This window comes from Pseudomonas sp. 3-2 (assembly GCF_019710535.1).
GTDB lineage: Bacteria > Pseudomonadota > Gammaproteobacteria > Pseudomonadales > Pseudomonadaceae > Aquipseudomonas > Aquipseudomonas pharyngis.
In genome coordinates this window covers 4,362,584-4,382,109 of the sequence record NZ_CP081200.1, presented here as the reverse complement: position 1 = coordinate 4,382,109, position 19,526 = coordinate 4,362,584, and the positions used below count along the sequence as shown (strand labels likewise).

The 19,526-nt window shown below is 56.9% G+C and carries 22 protein-coding genes and 1 pseudogene; 7 read left to right on the top strand and 16 right to left on the bottom strand.

The window, feature by feature from the left end; genetic code table 11:
- Positions 1-37: 37 nt before the first annotated feature.
- From K3819_RS19775 to K3819_RS19765, 3 genes are all read right to left on the bottom strand, one after another.
- On the bottom strand, positions 38-1,432 hold the full coding sequence (locus K3819_RS19775; protein WP_221397801.1) for an undecaprenyl-phosphate glucose phosphotransferase: 1,395 nt from the start codon (positions 1,430-1,432) through the stop codon (positions 38-40).
- 382 nt (positions 1,433-1,814) lie between these two features.
- Entirely contained in the window at positions 1,815-2,474 is a 660-nt protein-coding gene (locus tag K3819_RS19770; RefSeq protein ID WP_085613143.1) for a helix-turn-helix domain-containing protein, read from the bottom strand.
- 291 nt (positions 2,475-2,765) lie between these two features.
- Positions 2,766-3,506: a winged helix-turn-helix domain-containing protein gene (locus K3819_RS19765; protein ID WP_221397800.1), complete on the bottom strand. Its 741-nt coding sequence runs from the start codon at positions 3,504-3,506 to the stop codon at positions 2,766-2,768.
- 506 nt (positions 3,507-4,012) lie between these two features.
- On the opposite strand from K3819_RS19765, the gene K3819_RS19760 reads away from it, so the two are divergent.
- Positions 4,013-4,846: an undecaprenyl-diphosphate phosphatase gene (locus tag K3819_RS19760; RefSeq protein ID WP_221397799.1), complete on the top strand. Its 834-nt coding sequence runs from the start codon at positions 4,013-4,015 to the stop codon at positions 4,844-4,846.
- Here K3819_RS19760 and K3819_RS19755 read toward each other — a convergent pair whose 3' ends face one another.
- The gene (locus tag K3819_RS19755) at positions 4,847-5,218 is read right to left on the bottom strand and encodes a DUF2388 domain-containing protein (protein ID WP_221397798.1); all 372 of its coding nucleotides are present in this window, start codon (positions 5,216-5,218) and stop codon (positions 4,847-4,849) included. It abuts the gene before it with no gap.
- 84 nt (positions 5,219-5,302) lie between these two features.
- Positions 5,303-6,313, bottom strand: a complete 1,011-nt coding sequence (gene dusA / locus K3819_RS19750) for a tRNA dihydrouridine(20/20a) synthase DusA (protein WP_221397797.1) — start codon at positions 6,311-6,313, stop codon at positions 5,303-5,305.
- A 102-nt stretch (positions 6,314-6,415) separates the two neighbouring features.
- On the opposite strand from dusA, the gene K3819_RS19745 reads away from it, so the two are divergent.
- Entirely contained in the window at positions 6,416-7,540 is a 1,125-nt protein-coding gene (locus tag K3819_RS19745) for a site-specific integrase (protein WP_221399723.1), read from the top strand.
- Between the two features lies 1 nt (position 7,541).
- On the opposite strand, the gene K3819_RS19740 is transcribed toward K3819_RS19745, so the two are convergent.
- The 8 genes and pseudogenes from K3819_RS19740 to K3819_RS19710 all read right to left on the bottom strand — a co-directional run bounded on the left by K3819_RS19740 (position 7,542) and on the right by K3819_RS19710 (position 12,673).
- Positions 7,542-7,817, bottom strand: coding sequence for a pyocin activator PrtN family protein (locus tag K3819_RS19740; protein WP_025111104.1), 276 nt, complete (start codon positions 7,815-7,817; stop codon positions 7,542-7,544).
- Positions 7,814-8,110, bottom strand: a complete 297-nt coding sequence (locus K3819_RS19735) for a hypothetical protein (protein WP_221397796.1) — start codon at positions 8,108-8,110, stop codon at positions 7,814-7,816. The genes K3819_RS19740 and K3819_RS19735 overlap by 4 nt, the downstream gene beginning before the upstream one ends.
- A 64-nt stretch (positions 8,111-8,174) precedes the next feature.
- Positions 8,175-8,468 (bottom strand): hypothetical protein, encoded by a 294-nt coding sequence (locus tag K3819_RS19730; protein WP_221397795.1) that lies wholly within the window; start codon positions 8,466-8,468, stop codon positions 8,175-8,177.
- Between the two features lie 16 nt (positions 8,469-8,484).
- Positions 8,485-11,283 carry a toprim domain-containing protein gene (locus tag K3819_RS19725; protein WP_221397794.1) on the bottom strand — a complete coding sequence of 933 codons (2,799 nt, stop codon included), beginning with the start codon at positions 11,281-11,283 and terminating at the stop codon, positions 8,485-8,487.
- A gap of 2 nt (positions 11,284-11,285) precedes the next feature.
- Positions 11,286-11,520 (bottom strand): annotated as a pseudogene (locus tag K3819_RS29525) (hypothetical protein).
- Positions 11,521-11,595: 75 nt separating this feature from the next.
- Positions 11,596-11,961, bottom strand: coding sequence for a hypothetical protein (locus tag K3819_RS19720; protein WP_221397793.1), 366 nt, complete (start codon positions 11,959-11,961; stop codon positions 11,596-11,598).
- Positions 11,958-12,431 carry a YmfL family putative regulatory protein gene (locus tag K3819_RS19715; protein WP_221397792.1) on the bottom strand — a complete coding sequence of 158 codons (474 nt, stop codon included), beginning with the start codon at positions 12,429-12,431 and terminating at the stop codon, positions 11,958-11,960. The genes K3819_RS19720 and K3819_RS19715 overlap by 4 nt, the downstream gene beginning before the upstream one ends.
- Positions 12,432-12,460: 29 nt before the next feature.
- On the bottom strand, positions 12,461-12,673 hold the full coding sequence (locus K3819_RS19710) for a DNA-binding protein (protein WP_221397791.1): 213 nt from the start codon (positions 12,671-12,673) through the stop codon (positions 12,461-12,463).
- Positions 12,674-12,751: 78 nt separating this feature from the next.
- Between K3819_RS19710 and K3819_RS19705 the strand changes: the two genes are divergently transcribed.
- Both K3819_RS19705 and K3819_RS19700 read left to right on the top strand, forming a co-directional pair.
- Positions 12,752-13,108, top strand: coding sequence for a helix-turn-helix domain-containing protein (locus tag K3819_RS19705; protein WP_260328947.1), 357 nt, complete (start codon positions 12,752-12,754; stop codon positions 13,106-13,108).
- 102 nt (positions 13,109-13,210) lie between these two features.
- Complete coding sequence (locus K3819_RS19700) at positions 13,211-13,396, top strand: hypothetical protein (RefSeq protein ID WP_221397790.1); 186 nt, start codon at positions 13,211-13,213, stop codon at positions 13,394-13,396.
- 55 nt (positions 13,397-13,451) lie between these two features.
- Here K3819_RS19700 and K3819_RS19695 read toward each other — a convergent pair whose 3' ends face one another.
- The 3 genes from K3819_RS19695 to K3819_RS19685 form a co-directional block, all read right to left on the bottom strand.
- Entirely contained in the window at positions 13,452-13,721 is a 270-nt protein-coding gene (locus tag K3819_RS19695) for an ogr/Delta-like zinc finger family protein (RefSeq protein WP_221397789.1), read from the bottom strand.
- Between the two features lie 75 nt (positions 13,722-13,796).
- On the bottom strand, positions 13,797-14,666 hold the full coding sequence (locus tag K3819_RS19690; RefSeq protein ID WP_221399721.1) for a phage portal protein: 870 nt from the start codon (positions 14,664-14,666) through the stop codon (positions 13,797-13,799).
- Positions 14,578-16,620, bottom strand: a complete 2,043-nt coding sequence (locus tag K3819_RS19685; protein WP_221397788.1) for a terminase large subunit domain-containing protein — start codon at positions 16,618-16,620, stop codon at positions 14,578-14,580. The genes K3819_RS19690 and K3819_RS19685 overlap by 89 nt, the downstream gene beginning before the upstream one ends.
- Positions 16,621-16,782: 162 nt before the next feature.
- Between K3819_RS19685 and K3819_RS19680 the strand changes: the two genes are divergently transcribed.
- Genes K3819_RS19680 through gpM form a run of 3 tightly spaced genes read left to right on the top strand, consistent with a single transcriptional unit; the run spans position 16,783 to position 19,443 of the window.
- A complete protein-coding gene (locus K3819_RS19680) occupies positions 16,783-17,706 on the top strand; it encodes a GPO family capsid scaffolding protein (RefSeq protein WP_221397787.1) in 924 nt (307 codons plus the stop codon).
- 1 nt (position 17,707) lies between these two features.
- The gene (locus tag K3819_RS19675; RefSeq protein WP_221397786.1) at positions 17,708-18,727 is read left to right on the top strand and encodes a phage major capsid protein, P2 family; all 1,020 of its coding nucleotides are present in this window, start codon (positions 17,708-17,710) and stop codon (positions 18,725-18,727) included.
- On the top strand, positions 18,724-19,443 hold the full coding sequence (gpM, locus tag K3819_RS19670) for a phage terminase small subunit (protein ID WP_221397785.1): 720 nt from the start codon (positions 18,724-18,726) through the stop codon (positions 19,441-19,443). The genes K3819_RS19675 and gpM overlap by 4 nt, the downstream gene beginning before the upstream one ends.
- The last annotated feature ends 83 nt before the right edge of the window (positions 19,444-19,526 follow it).

Below are 19,526 nucleotides of genomic sequence, written 5' to 3'. Positions count from 1 at the left end.
CGTCCCCTTGCGGTTTTGCCTTCTCAAGCCCTGCGTCTCAGTAAATATCCTTCGACAACAGCGTAAACGGCGTCTTCACCAGAATTTTCAGATCCAGCCACAGCGACCAGTTGTTGATGTACTTCAGGTCGATCTCGACACGCTTTTCCATCTTGTCGAGGGTGTCTGTCTCACCCCGGCAACCGCTGATCTGCGCCAGGCCAGTGATACCCGGTTTGATTCGGTGGCGGGCCATATAGGCGAGGATCTTGCCCGAGTAGTAGTTGTTGTGCGCCACGGCGTGCGGACGTGGACCGACCAGTGCCATGTGCCCTTGCAGCACGTTGAACAGTTGCGGCAGCTCATCCAGCGAAGTGCGACGGATGAAGCGACCGACCGCGGTAATGCGCGAATCGTTGCGGCTGGCCTGCTTGACGTCACGGTCATCGTGAACGCGCATCGAGCGGAATTTCCAGACCTTGATCACCTTGCCGTTCCAGCCATGGCGATCCTGCTTGAAAAACACCGGGCCCGGCGAGTTGAGTTTCACCGCCAGGGCCACGGCCAGCAGCACCGGGCTCAACAGGATGATGGCCAGCAGGGCGACGGCTTTCTCCACCAGGCTCTTGCTCAGCGCAGCGGTCGGGCGGCTGGTCAGCGGGCTTTCGTTGAGGTAGATCGCCGGCAGGCCGTCCACGACTTTTACCGAGTGGTTGAGCAGCGTCAGGCTGTTCAGATCCGGCACCCAGACCACGTCAACGTTGGCATCCAGCAAGTCCACATACATCGCCTCGATCTTGGCGGCTTCCGACAGCGGCAGGGTGATGTACAGGCGGCGGATGTCGTGGTTCTGTATCAGCTCGAGCAGTTCGTCCTGAGCGCCGACAACGCGCGGGGCGTCCACTTCCAGCGACGGGGTATCGCCGTTGCTGACCAGACCAACCAGCGGCAGGTTTTCATGCTGGCTCAACTTCTTTGCCAGGCCCAGAGCCAGTTCGCCGGTGCCGACGATCAGGGTCTTGTGTTCGCTTTTGCGCGAACGCTGGTAGAACTTCGAGAACGCATGCAGCGGTGCGTACAGCAGCGCCTGACCGAGGAAACCGTACACCGCCCACTCAAGGATAACCTGGCGGGAGAACAGCGCATCGGCCTTGCAGATGAAGGCGATGAACGCCAGCCCGGCCATGGTCATGAACCAGCCCATGAACAGTCGACCCAGCCCGGTCAGGTAATTGTCTCGCTTTCGATACGCGCCGCTGAAGGTATAAGCCGGCACCGAGGCCAGTACGGCCAGGATCGTGCACATCCGATAGTAGAACTCGACGGTGCCCGTGTGCTGTTCGGCCAGTATGAACAACAGGGAAACAATGAAACTCTGTGCCAGCGCCCATTGGCCCCAAAAGGTCAGTCCCTTGAGGCCGGTGTTTCGATTGATACGAAGAGAAAGATCCATACGATATCCCCAAAAGACGTCCATTCAGGTTTCGACAGTAGAAAACCGAGTTGTTAAGCAGACTTGTTATTGTTGTTTGAGCCAGTGTCCTGAGGTAACAACGCCGGAATGCGGAACTGTCGTCAGTCAATAGACTAAGTTATTGCCGGGGATGCTGTCTGACGAGTTCTAACAAGATGGCACAGTGCCAACTTATTTAAATTTCCAATATTCAAACGTTAGAAAAGGTCGAAAGGCAGGGGGTGAATAATCAATATTGTGTTTGCTATCGTAGGTGGGGTCAGGAGGCGGGTATAACCAGGGAGGGGTGAAACCAAACAGAGTGCTTTTTTATTTTTGTAATCGCACTTGTATCTGTTTGTCTTGTAGTGGGGGATGTTTTTTAGGCAACAACTTCCTGGATCAGGCAATAACCGCGATTGCGCACGGCACGAAACAATCGTTCACCGTTGCTGGCGTTCTTGAATTTGTCTTGAAGACGGCTCAGGCACATTTCCAGTCCCCGGTATTGCTCCGGCTCGCGGCCGATGCTGAGGATCAGATCGTCGCGACTGACAACGCGATCTTCATGGTGCAGCATCTTGCGGACCAGTGCGGTTTCAAGCCCGGTGAGACTGATCTCGACGCCTTCTTTCGTCAATGCACCCTGATCATTGTCCAGATGCCAGGCTTCGGTGCAGGGCGCGTCGGATTCGATCGTTCGGGAAGTATCAGCGGGGTTTTCGGACATGGCCGTGGAATTGTGGAATGAATGCGCCGATTGTGCTGCCAGCCATTCCGATTCGAGGGTGGCCAATATGCGCTGGGTATCATGTTCGATGCTACGTGCGACATGCTTCCTTGTGCCGCGTGGGTAAGTGAACTCCATCAGCATCGGAGTGGAAGAGGGCGAAGCAACACCTTCAATAAACATTTGTGCCTGAGACGTGCCAAACGAATTGAAACGCTCACTGGAGAGAATGCTCTCGAGTTCGCGTTGCGACGCTGAGCTGTTAGTCACGACAACAAAGTATTTTCTTGGGAGGGTCGTGCTGGTTTCCATGTCTCTCTCCTAAAGTACACACCAAATTTGGCGAAAAAATAATGGCAGGCGAGCAATGTTTTCCTCGGAATTAATCGATCAGGCAGGGTCTGGGCCCAAAGATGGCCTCGATAAGTTCCACTCGGTCTGCGTTAGAGTAATGGTTTATTGTTATGTTTAAGTGTTGCAGCGCTCATGCAATTGACAGCTTTTTATTAGATATGTGACGCGGTTAAAACTATGAGAAAGCGGATGTTTGAAGCGTTGCATCAGACGTTCCCTCGTATGCTGCAAAAGAGTGTTTTCCCTGAATCAAGGGGTTGAGATCAACCCCCTCATCAGACGATAGCCATACCCGCGAATGCTCTGTATGGCGTTCGTACCGTACACGTCCTTGATTTTCCCACGCAAGCGGCTGATGGATTTTTCCAGCGCCCGAGGGTCGTAGAATTGGGTGTTCAGCCCCATGATGCTGGCGATTTCATCATGGCTGAGAATGTGATTGCCGGTCTGCGCAAAGGCTTGCAGGATCTTCATTTCGGCAAAGGAGATATCGAGTTTCTTGCTGGTGTCCGAGAGGCAGATGCGGGTGGGGTCCAGCACCAGGCTGATATCCCGCTGCCATTCTTCGCTGTCGAAGAACTCACCCAGCAGTTCCGCGCTTTCATCGGACAAGGTATTGAGTTTGATACAGAAGTCGGCACCGGCCAGAAAGTACTTGATCTTGTTGTGGGCGCCGCGGCCTGTGATCACTGCACAAATAATCGGCTTCAAGTTGTCGTTGCGCAGGTTTTCCACCAGCGCAAGGTTATCTTCGAGTGCCTGAGGGCTGTCGATGATAATGAAGATCGCCCGATACAGGCCGTGATATTCGTTGTGCTGATATGAACTAATGTAGGCGTCGGCTTCAACAGCCACACCGCTCTGCACATGCTTTGCGATTAGCGCGCTAAAGTGTTCAGCCACGCCACGGGTACGACCCAGGGAGAGAACACCTGGTTCGTCGCTTGTGCGGCGCGGGCTTCTAGTCGCTAAGTTACCTGTGAGCATCATGCATTGACTCGAAAAGGTGCTGACATCGGGATGTTAAAGCACCGGTTCTCATCTGTGACTGACAATTGGTAACATTTGGACGAATTTTAGACGTGGCTCCCGAGTTTTCTAACAATAATTAAGCGATTCAAGCTTTTAGTTGATTTTTTCGGGGCTGTGAACTAACGGAATTGAGGCCGTTAGATGGTGGCAATATGGAATGGTGCCACTATTTTGTAATTATCGCGAGCTGTTTTTATGTCCCTTGGCCATCACTCAACTGCATACGTATCAGAGCAGTGTGAGGTGGGTCACATTTTATGGGGAGGCCTGTCTTTTGGCTATAACGTCGACAAGTTCACACACGGACGTTTATTAACATGCCTTGAGTGTGGCTTTTGATAAGACATATTCTCCGTCCCCGAGTCGGGCAATGGGTGTTCATCTGCCAATTGTTTTACTTCAGATACTCAATGCCTGAATGCATTTAACAGGGCGCCCGCAAAGAGCGCTCTGACGGAGGATTAATGGATTTACTGACCTTGTTCAAGGTGCTGATTCTTGGGGCGGTAGAAGGCCTGACCGAGTTCCTGCCCATTTCCAGTACGGGCCACCAGATTATTGTTGCCGACTTGCTGGAATTCGGCGGTGAACGCGCCATGGCGTTCAACATCATTATTCAACTGGGCGCCATTCTGGCGGTGGTCTGGGAGTTTCGCCCGAAGATCTTCGAGATCGTCAAAGGCCTGCCGACCCAGAGCAATGCCCAGCGTTTTACCCGCAATCTGCTGATCGCCTTTTTCCCGGCGGTCATTCTCGGCGTGTTATTCGCCGACACGATTCATGAATACCTGTTCAACCCGATCACCGTTGCCGTTGCATTGGTCGTGGGCGGCATCGTGATGTTGTGGGCCGAGCAGCGCGATCATGTAGTGAGTGTCGACCATGTGGACGACATGAAGTGGGCCGACGCGCTGAAGATCGGTTGCGTACAGTGCCTGGCGATGATTCCAGGCACGTCGCGCTCCGGGTCCACCATCATCGGCGGTCTGCTGTTCGGCCTGTCACGCAAAGCCGCCACGGAGTTCTCGTTCTTCCTGGCGATGCCGACCATGGTCGGTGCCGCGGTGTATTCCGGCTACAAGTACCGCGAACTGTTCCAGAGCAGCGACCTGCCGGTCTTCGCCCTGGGCTTCGTCGTAGCGTTCATCTTCGCGATGATCGCCGTGCGCGGCCTGCTGAAGTTTATTGCGAACCACAGCTACGCCACCTTCGCCTGGTATCGGATCGCCTTCGGCTTGCTGATCCTTGCCACCTGGCAATTTGGCTGGGTGAACTGGACGGCTCCCGCTGCCGCCTGATCATTGACTGCTGATCACCGCAGCGACGGCGAGGTCGCTTAACTCGGTATCGGGCGATTCATGACGAAACCGCTGCAAGGCTGACGTGAAATACGCAGCCTTCAGCATTCCGTCGCTGGCTAGATAAAGCCGCGCGTCTTCCAGCTCCTCGGCGGAGTAAACGCGTTTATGGCTGTCGGTGGTTTCTTGCGAGGCTGTAAAAGGCGTGAGCAGCAAGGAAGCAAGCGAGAAACCAGACAACTTGGTCACCTCCCATGGCGTATCGGTGTTACCCAGACACAGCCCGTCGCAGTGGGCCTGGGCATTAGACGTGGCGCAAAACAAGGCAAGGAGGGTGCAACGCTTGAAACCAGAGAAATTCAACGCGGGCATAAACAAAAGACATCCTGTCAGTACATCAAAAGAATTACATCAGCGGGCAACAGTCATTCGTTGCCCGCATATTCAAAGCATCGATCAACGACCCGCCAGCAACTCCGCCGCCTGATCCAGCAACGCCAGCGGATCCTTGGCCTTGTGGATATCCACCGACAACAACTGACGAAACTTGCGCGCCCCCGGGAACCCGGTGCCCAGGCCCAGCACATGCCGGGTGATGTGATGCATCGCACCGCCGGCCAGCAAATGCTCGGCTATATAAGGCCGCAACTGCGCCAGCGCCTCGGCCCGGCTGATTACCGGTGCGGTACTGCCGAACAACTGCTGATCCACCTCGGCCAGCAGATAAGGATTGTGATACGCCTCGCGCCCCAGCATCACCCCGTCAAAGGTCTGCAAATGCTCATGGCAGGCCTCCATCGTCTTGATCCCGCCGTTCAGAATGAACTCCAGCTCCGGAAAATCCGCCTTCAACCGCGCCGCCACGTCATAACGCAACGGTGGAATGTCACGGTTCTCCTTCGGCGACAACCCCTCCAGAATCGCAATCCGCGCATGCACCGTAAAACTGGTGCACCCGGCATCCCGTACCGTCCCGACGAAATCACACAGCTCCTCATAACTGTCCCGCCCATTGATCCCGATCCGATGCTTCACCGTCACCGGAATCGACACCGCATCCCGCATCGCCTTCACACAATCCGCCACCAACTGCGGATGCCCCATCAGGCACGCCCCGATCATATTGTTCTGCACCCGATCACTCGGGCAGCCAACGTTCAGATTCACCTCGTCGTAACCGTGCTCCTGCGCCATGCGTGCGCAAGCGGCCAGGTCCAGCGGAACACTACCGCCCAACTGCAACGCCAGCGGGTGCTCGGCTTCGTTGTGACGGAGGAAGCGCTCGTGATCGCCATTGAGCAGAGCACCGGTGGTGACCATCTCGGTGTAGAGCAGGGCGTTTTTCGACAGGATGCGTAGGAAGTACCGGCAATGGCGGTCAGTCCAATCCATCATAGGCGCAACGGAGAACCTTCTAGACAGCGTAGAGCCGGTGTTTGTTGGGTATGTAGCTGAATTCTGTACCATTTTGCTCTACGTGTTCTAAGCCGGTTTCAGGGGGTAAATAGGCGTTTTCTGGGGTCGGTTGGTACAATGTACCAACCACCTTTCAAATTGTACCAGTTGACTATGGCCACGATCAGAGCACGGAAACGCACCGACGGCAGCACCAGTTACACGGCACAGATACGCCTGTTTCGCGATGGGGCACAAGTTTACCAAGAGAGCCAGACCTTCGCCCGAAAACAGGCCGCACAGGCTTGGGTACGTAAACGAGAAACCGAACTGGATGAACCAGGTGCGATCGAGCGGGCGAACCGACCGGGTGCGACGATTAAGGAAATGATCGATCGGTACTTGGCCGAGATGACCAAGGCGCGCCCTCTCGGGAAGACGAAGCTCGGCACGTTGAAGGCGATCAGCGAATGCTACCTGGGGAAGTTGAACGACAGAGATGTAAGCAGCCAGCACCTGGTCGAATACGCGTTATGGCGCATGGGCAAGGAGGGCGGGGGCGTTCAGCCTCAAACCGCCGGCAACGATCTCGCACACCTGGGCGCGGTTCTCTCGATAGCTCGGCCCGCTTGGGGGTATGAGGTGGATCCGCACGCAATGGCGGACGCCCGCCGAGTGTTGAAAAAGCTCGGTTACAACATGAAAAGTCGCGAGCGCGATCGCCGGCCCACCTTGGAAGAACTCGACAAACTGCTGACGCACTTTCGGAGTATTCAAAGCCGTCGTCCGACTTCTATCAACATGCTAAAGCTGACTGGATTCGCGTTGTTTTCCACGCGTAGGCAAGAAGAGATTACCCGGATCCGGTGGGATGACTTGGATGAAGCAGGCCATCGGGTTCTGGTTCGTGACATGAAGAACCCTGGGCAAAAAATCGGTAACGACGTCTGGTGTCATTTGCCGCCGGAAGCATGGGAGATCCTTCAGACCATGCCTAAAGTGTTGCCTGAGATCTTTCCTTACAGCGCTGAATCCGTGTCGACGTCCTGGACAAGGGCCTGCAAAATCCTGGGCATTGAAGATCTGCACTTTCACGATCTGCGCCACGAAGGCGTCAGTCGTCTTTTTGAAATGGATTGGGATATTCCGCGAGTGGCGAGCGTGTCGGGCCATCGAGACTGGAACTCAATGCGCCGTTATACCCACTTGCGCGGGCGAGGGGATGTATATGCAACTTGGGAATGGTTCGAGCGCATCCTGCAGGCGCCCGTAAAACTGGGCGCCAAAACGTTGAAGTGAATTAGCTGCTGCGCGGCGCGCTATTCAGTTGGTTACTTTCTTTGACTGCTGCAGCGCGCTGTTCATCCAGGTAGGCCGACAGGTCTGCAATGTGAACACCTTTCGCACTTTTTTGGCTCGGCTCCATGCGAGTAATCGGGAGTTTTATCTGCCCGGCACCCACTTTGCGTTGAAACATATCCGTTGTCAGGTGCGTGAAATAATCCTGGCACACTCGATCCAAGGGAATTACCACTTGGCCATTGTATTGGGCCATCAGTACAAACAGCGTTTTCATAGTGCGATTCCTTCGAGTGAGTAAGTTCGATCAATTGGGGGGCGGTTGGCTGTTGATTTGCCTGCCAGTAGTTGAGCGACAACAGCGAACTCTGCCGCATCGATGTCGCCCAGCTCCTTAGCGAAAGTGGTAAGACATTCAAGCCGGATCCGCGCTGCTTCAGTTTTCCGTACGCGATAATCAAACAGCGCTGTACCCACGATTCTGATAGCCATCAGATGCCGTGCATGCGGGTCACTGTTGTTGAGTGTGTTAGCCTTTAAATCACTGCTGCTTTGGTGCCTTGCTTCCATGGTATTGCCCTCAGTGGTGGTTGATGTCGGGGAGCTGCAACTCCTCGACATCGCTTCTATTCCGTCAGTCCCGACGGGCCAGGTGAATAACCAGATCAGCGTAATTCGGGTCTTCCTCTGTACAGGATTGCCATTCCAGTACGCTCAAAATCTGCTGTGGGCTGCACGAGTCCACCAGGATTTCGCGCTGGCCACCTGCAGCACGAACTTCAAGAATCTGCAGCAGCCCGTCCTCGCCATAAGCCCCGGCTTGAATCACCGGCTGGCTCTTCCCCAGTGCATTCAGGCGATCGATGATCTCCTGCAGCTTGTTCGTGTTGCCGTCGCCGGCATTACCAATAAAAACTTGGATTTGCATCGGTGTAGCCTCCTTTTCACGCTTTGAAGATCCAGCACTTGACCGTCGTCGGACGGCCCGGCGCCAAGGGTGTTCTGCTGTTCATCGCTGCGCGGACTGCGCTGTGTACGGCTTTATTTGCTTCCAGAAACTTGTGCGAGCGTGACTCTTTCAGCAGGTCGCGCAGGGTGGCCACGTCGGCCAGCTTCTGTTTGTGTTCTGCGGCTCGTTCGCTGAATTCGTTGAGGTTGATCGCAATGACGCTCGGGTCGCTGCTGTGATCGACCAAGGGGTCATCATTGAGCGATTCGAGGTAGTCGTAGACTTCCCAGAATTCGGCAACGGCTGGGTGGTCGGAGCTGATTGAGGCTTGGCGCTCGATCGCCATTCGGACGATCTGCCGCTGGGTCGCTGCTACCTGAGGTTCGTCCAGTTTCAGAACCAGGCGCAGGGCATCGAGCAGCGAAAGCAACTGCGCGTGGTTCTTGCTGATCCGCTCCACACGGATGTATCCGCGCAGGTCGGATCCGCAACTGCGGCAGTTACCTTGATCGCTTGGGAACTCGGTTCCGCAGTCGAAGCAGTGGGTGTGCAGCCGGCGCAGCTTTGCTTCGTGTTCGGGCATGCGCTGGGCGAAAAGCTCGAGGACGGCCGACTCTTTACTGACGGCCCGAATCAGGAAATGGCTGAGTGTGCCGCCGTCTAGGGCGTTCAGCTTGTCCGCTGCAGCGCGGCTTTCCGGGGTGACGTTCGGGCGTACAAAGTGCAGCTTGACGATGCGCGTCATGATCGCTTCGTGAGCCACCACGGCGGCGTTTTGGCTGATGGCGATGGTCCCGCGAAAAGGCGGTTCGTACGTTTCGTTGCCCGCGGTTTTGACGCCTTTGGTGGCCAACGTGCCGCCGCCGTAGAAGTCTTTCAGTTCATCCCATTCAAAGGTTTTCGCGTGCGCCCGATCGTCACTGTGGCGATCGGCCTCAAGAAACACCACCGGCATGCCGGAGACCTGCCCCATCAGGCGCGAGCGACCAGCTTTGGTCGACTTCATCGGGTCGAACCCTTCATAGCCTTCGCGGCCCAGCAACTTCCACAGCAGGTTGAGCAGGGTGGTCTTGCCGGCGCCGGCCTCGCCGGTGGCTTCCAGAAACGGGAAGGACTGGTAACGGGCGCGGATCTGCTCGCAGAACAGCGAGCCGAAGAAGAACACCAGCGCAACGAAGCCCTGGGCGCCGAAGCAGGTCCATAGCAACCGTACCCACTGTTCGTTGAAGTCTTTGCCGTCCCGCTGCAGCTTGATCGGGACACCCTTCTGCAGGGTTTTCAGGCGCAGCTTGCCGAACTCGAAATAGTCTTCGCTGTTGACCTTATAGGTAATGCCGTCCTTGATCGCGATATCGCCGTAGACGTAGCAGGCGTATTCCTTGCTGTAGCCGACATAGTCGATGGTTGATACGGTTTTGATGCCGAACAGTTGGTCCTTCATTAGCTTGTCGAGCTGCTGCCCGCTGCCGGTGAACATAGCGCCGGCGGCCATGCCGAGCAGGCGCTTTTTGAATTCACTGGCGGCGGACAGCTGGCCGCTGGTGAAGGTGTTTTTCACGCTTTCGGAGTCGTGAGGGAAGTCCACACGCAGGTAATACCAGGACTCGTCGGTGACTTCGTTGCGCTGAAAGTACAAGGCTTGTGGGTAGCAGTTGGCGATCTCCACGACGCTGCCGGATTGCTGCAGCGCTTTTTCACGCTGTTGCGCCTGGTTGAGCAACTGGTCGTCGTGGTTCTCACTGTCCTCGATGTCGGACATGGCCCGGTTGAATTTCTCCATGTCCAACTTGAACCAGTACAGACGGTTGCCAAAGCCCAGGTGAAATTCCCCGCGCTTGTTCCAGTCGTACATGAGCAAGGCCTTTTCCGCTGCGCTTTCTGCCAGCAGCAGAGCGCCCTGATGACGGGCCTGTTTGAGGTCCGTAGCGATTTGTTCGGCGCGCTTGGCATCGTCCTGAATGAAATTCCAGCGCTGGTGCAGATCGTTCCAATCAGATTTGCGGCCGTCGCGTTGCAGGATCTGTGCTGACTCGCAGACAAAACCCAAAGCGCGGGCTTCGCGGACCCAGCGCCGGGTGTAGGCGTTAGCACTCGGTTCGTTGTCCAGCGCCCAAACCAACTTGGGCAGCTTGCCGCCCTCACGGGTTTTGATCAGCGCCTTAAGCGAGTCCCCCGGGAACGCGTTGGACGACATGGCCGACACTGCTGCGATGTCGTTGTGCACCAGGGCGATGGCATCAAAGATGCCCTCAACGATCCAGACCTCCTTGACTTCGAGCAGGTCGACGCACGGCGGGCACCACCAAACACCGCGATAGCTGTCCTTGGATTTGAAGCGCGCCTTCATCTTGCCGAATCGGTGCGGCTGATCGATCAGGCGTTCCCACCAGCCGCCTTTTTCGAGGGCGAAACGCACTGTGGCGCTGCCAGCATTGTGTTCAGGCGAGTAGAAGCTTTCCTGCGTGAACCAGCCCTGAACCAGCTCAAACCGAAAACCTCGGGCGTATTCCAAGTAGGCCCGTGCGGTGGCATTGGGGTGCTGGTCCGTCGCCGGCGCGCGCTTGCTCCAGTCTTCAAACAGATCGTCGTACAGCTCTTTCACGTGCAGCGTATGGCCGCATTTTTCCGGGCGACCACAGATCACCATCCAGGGCGTATCGAATCGGGAATACAACTCCTTTTTTTTGCATTTGGGGCAGGTGCCACCGCGCATGTAATCGGTGCCCACGCGGTGCTTCAGTCCGAAGTCGAACTGGAGGCGTTGCAGCACGTCGTGGCGGAGATCTTCTTTCATGATTACTTCACTGCTTTGAGGCTGAGGGAGAGGGCGGCCATCAGGCGTTTTTTGGGCAGCCATCACCGGAGTTCTTTCGAGGATCGAGCTGTGCCGTTTTTCTTGTGGGACATACCGGTATTCATCCGCATACCAGTAGTTGTTGAGGTTCAAGCGGTACTGCTCACGCATCGCAGCCAGAAGTGCTTCGGCCTCTGCAGGTCGCAACTGGGTGGTCAGAATTACGGCGTTTGCCATCTTGGAACCTCGATTTCGGGCGCAGCTCACCCAAACCCACGGGGTGCGGGGCAGGCGTTTGTGTGAGGGTTGGTTTTACGAGTTGGCTAAGCGCAAGCGGCCAAGGTCTGGCGCGTTGATGATTCGCTCATAAATGAGGCTGACCGGTACGGCCCATTGTCTGCCGGTGACCGGGTCGACAATCACCGTGTGAGTCGACGTGCTGCTCTGAATGTTCAGGCGTTGCCGATCGCGAACGGCAACCATGGTGGTATGTGCCAAGTGGACGATCTTTTCAGCGACTTGCGTTTGCACGTCGTAGTCCGCAACGAGGTGTTGTACGGCTCGGCTGAACAGTTGCTGGTCGTCGCTCAGGTGTTCGCAGTGATGACGTTCAAGAAAGGACAGCGCCGCGCTCTGCAGGACATCCTGGTATTCCAGTACCGCAGACAAATTGTTCATTGAGCTTTTCCTGCGCGGTAAAGAGCGATGGCGGCCAACACTTCTGCGTGCCTCGCGGCTACGTGGAGGTTGTGTGCGTCCATGATTACTTCGGCTTCTTCATCACTGATCGATCCGTCTTCAATGGCGGCGGCAATGGCTTGATCAACACATCCCCGCTTTGCAGAAACCTGTACGGACCGTGTGTAAAGTTCGACATTGTCGAGCGTTCCAGGATCAGCCATGGGAACGAACAAGCCTCCATACATCGACGCGACGTAGTTGGGGAAATGGTGCGTGCCGCAGTCCTGCTCGAGCAGGAAAATGTGTGCGTCACTGAGTGGGCTACAGCCCGCATTTTCGTACGCATGGTTGTCGAACTTTTTGAGCTTTAGTCCCAAGCGTGCGGCGGCAGCTTCGCGTCCGCCGGTGTAGCTGCGGATGATTTCGCTCATGACTTCTTTGCGCGTGTCTAGGATTGGGTTTTTCATCTTCTACTTTTCCCTGTTGAGCGCCGCGACTACTGTTCGATCACGCCGTTTTTAATGCCGAGTAATACTGCGGCTCGGTGTGCCTCCCCACGACGACACTGGCTTTGGCCACTCAGCACCGCATAAACGGTGCTGGGACTTAAGTCGTGTAGAAGTGCAAAGTCTTTCGCGGATTGCCCGCGCTTTTCTAAAGCTTTCCGCGCTTTCAGGCGGGCTTGCTCGCTGATACTCATCTTCGGCATAGTGCAAATCCATGCAATTTCATGTGGTGTGAAATGCAGAATGATGCATCTTGATGCATTTGTAAATATTTGGGATGAATGATTTTGCATCTTTCTGAAGAAATTGGTTCCCGCTTGCAGGAAGAGCGCAAGCGCTTCGGCATGACACAGGGCGAGATTGCCGAGGCAATTGGCGTTGTGAAGCGAACCCAAGCAAATTACGAAGCAGGAACTAGTGATGCTCCCGCTCCGTATTTGAGCAAGGTCGCGCTGCAATTCGGCTTTGACGTTCCCTACATTCTCACTGGTGTTCGCACAAACCTTGCTGAAAGTGCTTTGAGCGATATCGAAGGCTGTTTGATTAAGCAGTTCCGCAGTATTCCAGAGGACGATCAGAAGGCTATTCGCCGCATCCTTGAAGCGATGGCCGACGACGTCGCCAGGCAGAAGTCTTAACTCGCGACAATCCTGCGCAGTCATTGGGATAACTCTTATTCCAATGCACTTGCCTGCCCCCCATAAAGCCCGTTCAGCAGTGCACTTTATGGAGTAGTTAGCATGTTGGATCGCAAGAAGAACGATCAAATCAACCTCGGGCATGTCGGGTCGGAACCAACCGTACTCACGGACATCGAGCGTCGACTGATCGATCTGTATCGTCGGCTGAGTCGCGTTGAACAGCAGCAGGTTCGTCGCGTGGCTGAGATACTGGCAATCAACCCAAAGGAGAAAGTAGGGGGCTGAACGTCATTCTTTGAATGATCCCGATCGCCAACGCTGTAGCGTTGGCGGTTTGTACCTACGCTACCGCCTGCGCTACCGCCTGCGATCCCAACTGCTCGAAAAGCTCCCGCTGCTTTGCCCTGGGCAACTCGCGAAACCGATCGATCAACATGCGTTCGAAGGTCTGCGAAGACGGACTGAGCGTGTGTGAGAACGTCAGGTTCGACACCCACGTGTGTCCGCACCTTGCGTCCAGGCATTGGCAATACAGCTTCACGAACTCCGTTGTTACCTCTTCCCTTGAAGCAATTCGGCCCTTGTGGCCGCACTTGCATACAACTCTCATTGTGTCCCTCCCCAGGGGCAACTGATCGCCACCATGTTGCCACAATTTGTAGTGGCATTCGCTTAGAAAGGTTCTTCATGTAGTGGCATCCACTGCATTCGGCGCAGGTTTCCAGCTAAAGCGCCTGTCTTCGCGTAACCGGTCATTGAGCTGATCGAACAGCTGGCAAATCGGTCGAATTTCGTTGCTGGTGTACACGCGATCGATCTTCTCGATGTCGCCGAAACCCCCGGTGTTTTCCGGGATGATGCCGGCCAGAGCGGGGTTCATCCGCCAGGCCGCGATGACATCGTTTCGGGTGATGTTCTTCACTTTCTCCAGCTCGTCTTTCGCCTGGAAGTCACCCACGGGGATGATCTGAATCGCGTTTTCTTTGCCGTTGGGGATGTTGACGAACATTGAGCGGAAGTTGCCCACACCTTTGCTCGCGCTGATTTGGGCGCGCAGCTCGTCTTCGTCCTCTTCGGTCAGGTCGGGATCGTTGGTGTAGAAGATGTAACCGGCGTGCGCGCCGTTGCTGTAGTAGCGCCGGCGGAAGAGGGTGGCGGCCTCATTCAGCAGCAACGCCTGCAAGCCGCCCAGGTAGTCCGGGATCCCGTAAATGTTCTGTTCCACGTCGTAGTCCAGGACGTGGGAGATTTCGTGCGCCTCAAACTCCATTTCCTTGTTGTCCGGCAGCAGCATCACGAAGCCGCCGTCGACCTTCACGCGCATGTTGATCGCCGGCAGGTGCTGCAGCTCCAGCACCTGGCCGAATGCGTTGGTGTCGTTGTAGAAGTACGCTTCGCCAAACACCATGTAGTCCAGTCCGGCGCGTCCCATCGTCTCAGTGCTGCAGCCAGTCGAGGCGATGAATTCACGCAACAGCAGGTTGCGCTTGAACTTCGGAATAGCGCCGTGGTGCGCGTTGGCGCGCAACAGCTTGGCCAGGCCAGCCCGTGACACCGGCGGTTTGTAGATCTTGCCGTCGTCGCTGGGAAACACACCCACGTACTCGCCGATGTTGCCGGACAGCACCTGCTCCGGCTCCCCGAACGTAAACGAGCGCATTGGCTGTTGCTGTGGTTGGGCTACGTGGTGCTTTCTGCGTTTGCGGTTGGCCATGGCTGCTCTGGTTACTCGTGACGTAGCGGCTACGGCGCCGCTTGTTGGTGTTCAAAGGTTCGTTGGACAGGGCGTGCATCACCGCCCAAGCAATGTCGGCGTGACCGGTGGCTTCGGTACGGGATGCGCTGTAGGTGATCTGGCCGCTGTTGGTGGCGCCGCGCTTGATGGTCAGGAACGCCTGGGCGATGTCCGTCCAGCCGGCGTCCCACTCGATGCGACTGCCTTGGATCGTGTCCTGGGCTTTCAGCACCATGGCGTTTTTCGCTTCCAGGCTGTAGTGAATCGGCGTTGCCTTTGCGTAGAAGTCGCGCACCAGGTCGAACACGCCGTAACCCACGCCGGTGACGTCGATGCCGATGTGCTGGACGTTGAAGCGCTCGGTCAGTTTCTTGACCTGTGCCGCTTGGTAGGTGAACGAATGTCCCCGCCAACTGTGCTTTTCCAGAATCCGGAACTTCGCCCCGGGTTCGAGCGGCGGCGCGATGACCACGCAAGTGGCGTCGTCGCGGGTGCGACTCGGGTCGTAGCCCAGCCAGACCGGGCTGTTGCCAAACGGCCGATCCAGATCCGGGTTGTAGTCTTCCCACAACGATAGATCCGAATAGCAGCGCTCCAGATCCTTGAGGCTGAATGCGCTTTGGGTGCTGTCGATGAACTTGCAGTAGAACAGCTGCTGGAATTTGTCTTCGTCGTACTCCAGCTGCAGCTGTTCCAGGTCGAACAGATCGCAGCCGCCGGCGATCGCATCGTCCAGGGTGATCGTCTTGCGCCACTGACCGTCCGGACACAGCGCGCCCTGCGTGTAAGCCGCCTCGCTCGGCCATTCGCCACCGGCCTTTTTGCCGCGCTTGCTGTTGCGGAATTCGTCGCCCGACCAGAACGGATACGCCTGGTGCGACACGGCGCTGGGCGTCGAGAAATAGGTTTTGCGCCATTTCTTGTGGGTGCCCATGGCGCTGGCGACGGTGCTGAGTTTTTCGAAGTCGCGAATCCAGAAGTATTCGTCGACGTAGACGTGCCCGTGGTAGCCCTGGGCGGTGCTGCTGTTGGTGCTGAGAAAGCGCAGCTCGGCGCCGTTGCTTAGGGTGATCGGGTTACCGGTCAGCTCGATGCCGAACCACTGCTGGGCAAACTGGATGATGTAGCTGCGGAAGATCTCCGACTGTGATCGGCTGGCCGACAGGAACACCTGGTTATCACCGCTCAACACGGCGTCCATGAACGCTTCGCCGGCGAAGTAGTACGTCAGACCGACCTGACGGCTTTTGAGGATGTTCCGGACACGGCGGGTCAGCGGGTTCTGTTTCGCCTCGAACAGCTCTTTCTGGTAGCCGTACATTTTCGAGATGAACTTATCCAGGAAGTCCACTTCGGTCAGGCCGCTGATGTCGTTCTTCGCCTTCTTTTCGCGCTTCTTGCCGCCGCCCTCGCGCCGCTCACGGCGTTGGCTTGGCTGGCGTTCGTCAGACTCGTCCCGACGGTCGGCAGGCGCTGCCGGCGCAGGTTTCGCCGCGAGTTTTTTTAGGCGCTCCAGCAGGCTTGTCAGCCGCTCCAACTCTTTCAGCTCGGCATCCGTCAGCGGATCGATCTTTTCCAGAATCAGGGTGATTCGTCGGTTGACGGCGCTCAACGGTTCTTCGTCCGTCAGCATCTCGTCCCAGCCGCCTTGGCGAATCCAGTAGTAGACGATGCGGATGTTAGGCAGCTTCAAATGCGCCTGGATTTCCTTCACCGAACAGCGGCGCAGGTATAGGCGTTTTGCGGCTTCTTTGACTTCGGTCGGGTAGTTCATGGGCCGCAGTCTATGCGGCGAAAACGCTGGAAACGCGGGGTTAAATCCCGGCATTCGCCTATATCTGGAAAATAGGAGAACGCCGAAAACCAACCGTTTGTTTGGGGCAAATCGGCTCCCTATCGTGGCGGCTCATTCAACGATTGAGCGCAGTTACCGACCATGCCCCGTTCCCTTGTCTCCTACTGGAAACGTGTTGCCACCAGCGGCCCGACCGTCGATGGCCGCGAGATCCTGCCCCAGGAACTGCGCGACATCGCCGAGACCTACACGCCGACCCTGTACACCGCCGTTATCTGGTGTGAGCACGAACGTTGGTTCGGTTCATTTGGCACCGTCTTCGCTGTGCGTCTCGTCGAGGACGCGGAAGACCTGGAGCCTGGCCAAGTTGCCCTTGAGGCGCAGTTGAAGCCCAACGACAAGTTGCTTCGCCTCAACGACGCCGGCGAAAAGCTGTTCACCAGCATTGAGATCAGACCGAATTTCCGAGGCCGTGGCAAAGCCTACATGACCGGCATCGCGGTCACTGACGAACCCGCCAGTGTCGGAACCCAAGAACTCTACTTTTCCAGCCGCACCAGCCGCGATTCGTACTACGCCGCTTCCCACGAGCTGGGCTCTTTGAGCGAAACCGAGCCGCAGGGTGAGATCGGGCGCCTTGCCGCCATGTTCACCCGCCTGTTCAAGCGTTTCGGGATTGAAGACACGCCCAACGAAACCACCCCGCAAACCCCAACCGAGAGCAAACCCCCAATGGATGAAGCTACCGCAACGGCCTTGAAAGCCCTGCTGGCCCAGCTGCTGGTCGTCGCTGCCGGCATTCAGGCCGTGATCGAGCCTGCCGCCGAAGACGCACCAGAACCCGATCAGGCCCCGATCGATGATGTCAGCGCTGCAGTAGACGAAATCGTCACCACTGCCGAGGAAGAACGCGAGTTCAAGCGCAGCGGTGCCGGCAACAAAGCTGTCCTGGCCGCGCTGGGTCGCCTGGAGAAGCAGTTCACCGCACTGAAAAACACCCCTGCCGGTCGGCAATTGCCGCGCACCACCGGCGCCGCCGACAAATCCAAAGTGCGGGTGCTCTGACATGGCCCGTTCACTGAGCGCCTACGGCGCCAAGATGTACGCCGAAATGCAGCTGGCGATCGCCGAGACCTACGGTGTCGAGCTGGCCAGCAAGATGTTCTCTGTTGAACCGTCGATCGCCCAGGAACTGAACGAGGCTATCACCGCCAAGTCGGACTTCCTGCAACGCATCAACGTCATTCCGGTGACCGAGATCAAGGGCGAGAAGGTGTTTATTGGCGTGTCTGGCCCGGTGACAGGCCGCACCAACACCAAGACCACCGACCGCGTGGCAAAGGACGCTTCGGCGCTGGATAACAGCACCTACGAACTGTCGTCGACCGAATCGGATGTGGGCCTGCCCTACGCGAAGATCGATGCCTGGGCCAAGTTCCCGGACTTCCATCAGAAGTATTCGGCTGCTGTGCAGAAACAGATCGCCCTGGATCGCATCATGGTCGGTTTCCACGGTGTGAAGGCGGCTGCGCAGACCGACATCGAAGCCTATCCGATGCTGCAGGACGTGAACAAAGGCTGGCTGCAGCAACTGCGCGAGCAGGCGCCGCAGCAGGTTCTCAAGGAAGGCAATACACCTGGCAAGGTCACCATGGGGCCGGGTGGTGATTACGAGAACCTGGACGCCCTGGTGCATGACACCAAGCAAATGGTGGACGAGCGCCTGCGCGACAGCGGCGACCTGGTGGCGATCATCGGCACCGACCTGCTGGCTGCTGACAAGGCCAAGCTGTATGCCAAGCAGGGCGACACCCCGACCGAGAAAGAGCGCATCGAGGACGCCCAGGTGATCGCCACCTACGGCGGTCTGCCGAGCTTTAGCGTTCCGTTCTTCCCGGTCAACGGCGTGCTGGTCACCAGTTGGGACAACCTGTCGATTTACTTCCAGGACTCCAGCTGGCGCAAGCAAACCGTGGACAACCCGAAACGTTCCCGCGTCGAGGATTACAACAGCCGCAACGAGGGCTACGTGATCGAGCAGCTGGAAAAGATCGCGCTGACCGAAAACGTGGAGCTGGTGAAGTGAGCCTGGCCCTTGCCCACAAGCGCCGCATTTTGGCTCAGGGAACTGCTGCAGTGATCGCTGCTGCAGCGGCACCGCTGGCGTATTCGCCGGCGGAAGCCCTGAGCAGCCCAGCCAACGCGAAAAAACACCTGCTGCTGATGCAGGCCTCGCTGGATGAAGACCTGAAGCGCTTGAGCGATTTAAAGAACTTGGCGAGCAAACAAACGCTTAAGCGAACTGAGTTGCTGCCCAAGTACCAGGACTTCATCCAGCGCTACATGGATTCGGGCCTGGTGATGCAGAACCCCGTCCTGGTGCAGGTAATGGTCTGGCTGTTCGACACCGAGCAGTTCGAAGACGGTCTGGAACTGGCGGACTTCGCGATCAAGCAGGGCCAGGAAATGCCGGAGCGCTTCAAGCGCAACGTGCAGACGTTCGTAGCGGACGCGGTGATCGAATGGGCTTTCCGTGAATACAACGCCCAGCGCAGCCCGGAACCGTACCTTTCCGACCTGCTGCCGCGTGTCGACGGCGAATGGGATCTGCCCGAACAGATCCCGAGCAAGTACCACAAGTTGATCGGCATGCGCGCCATGGAGGCCGAGCAGTGGGAAACAGCGCTCAAGCACCTGGAGCGTTCTACCGAGTTGCATGCCAAGGCCGGCAACGAGACACGCATTGCGAAGTGCCGTAAGGCGATCGCCAAACAAACACCCGCCGTCACCGGCGCCCAATAACCGACTACCCCCCCAGCGGGGAACTGTGGACGTGTGTCTGCCATTTATGGACAGCCCCACGAAAAACAGTCTCCCCGCCCTAA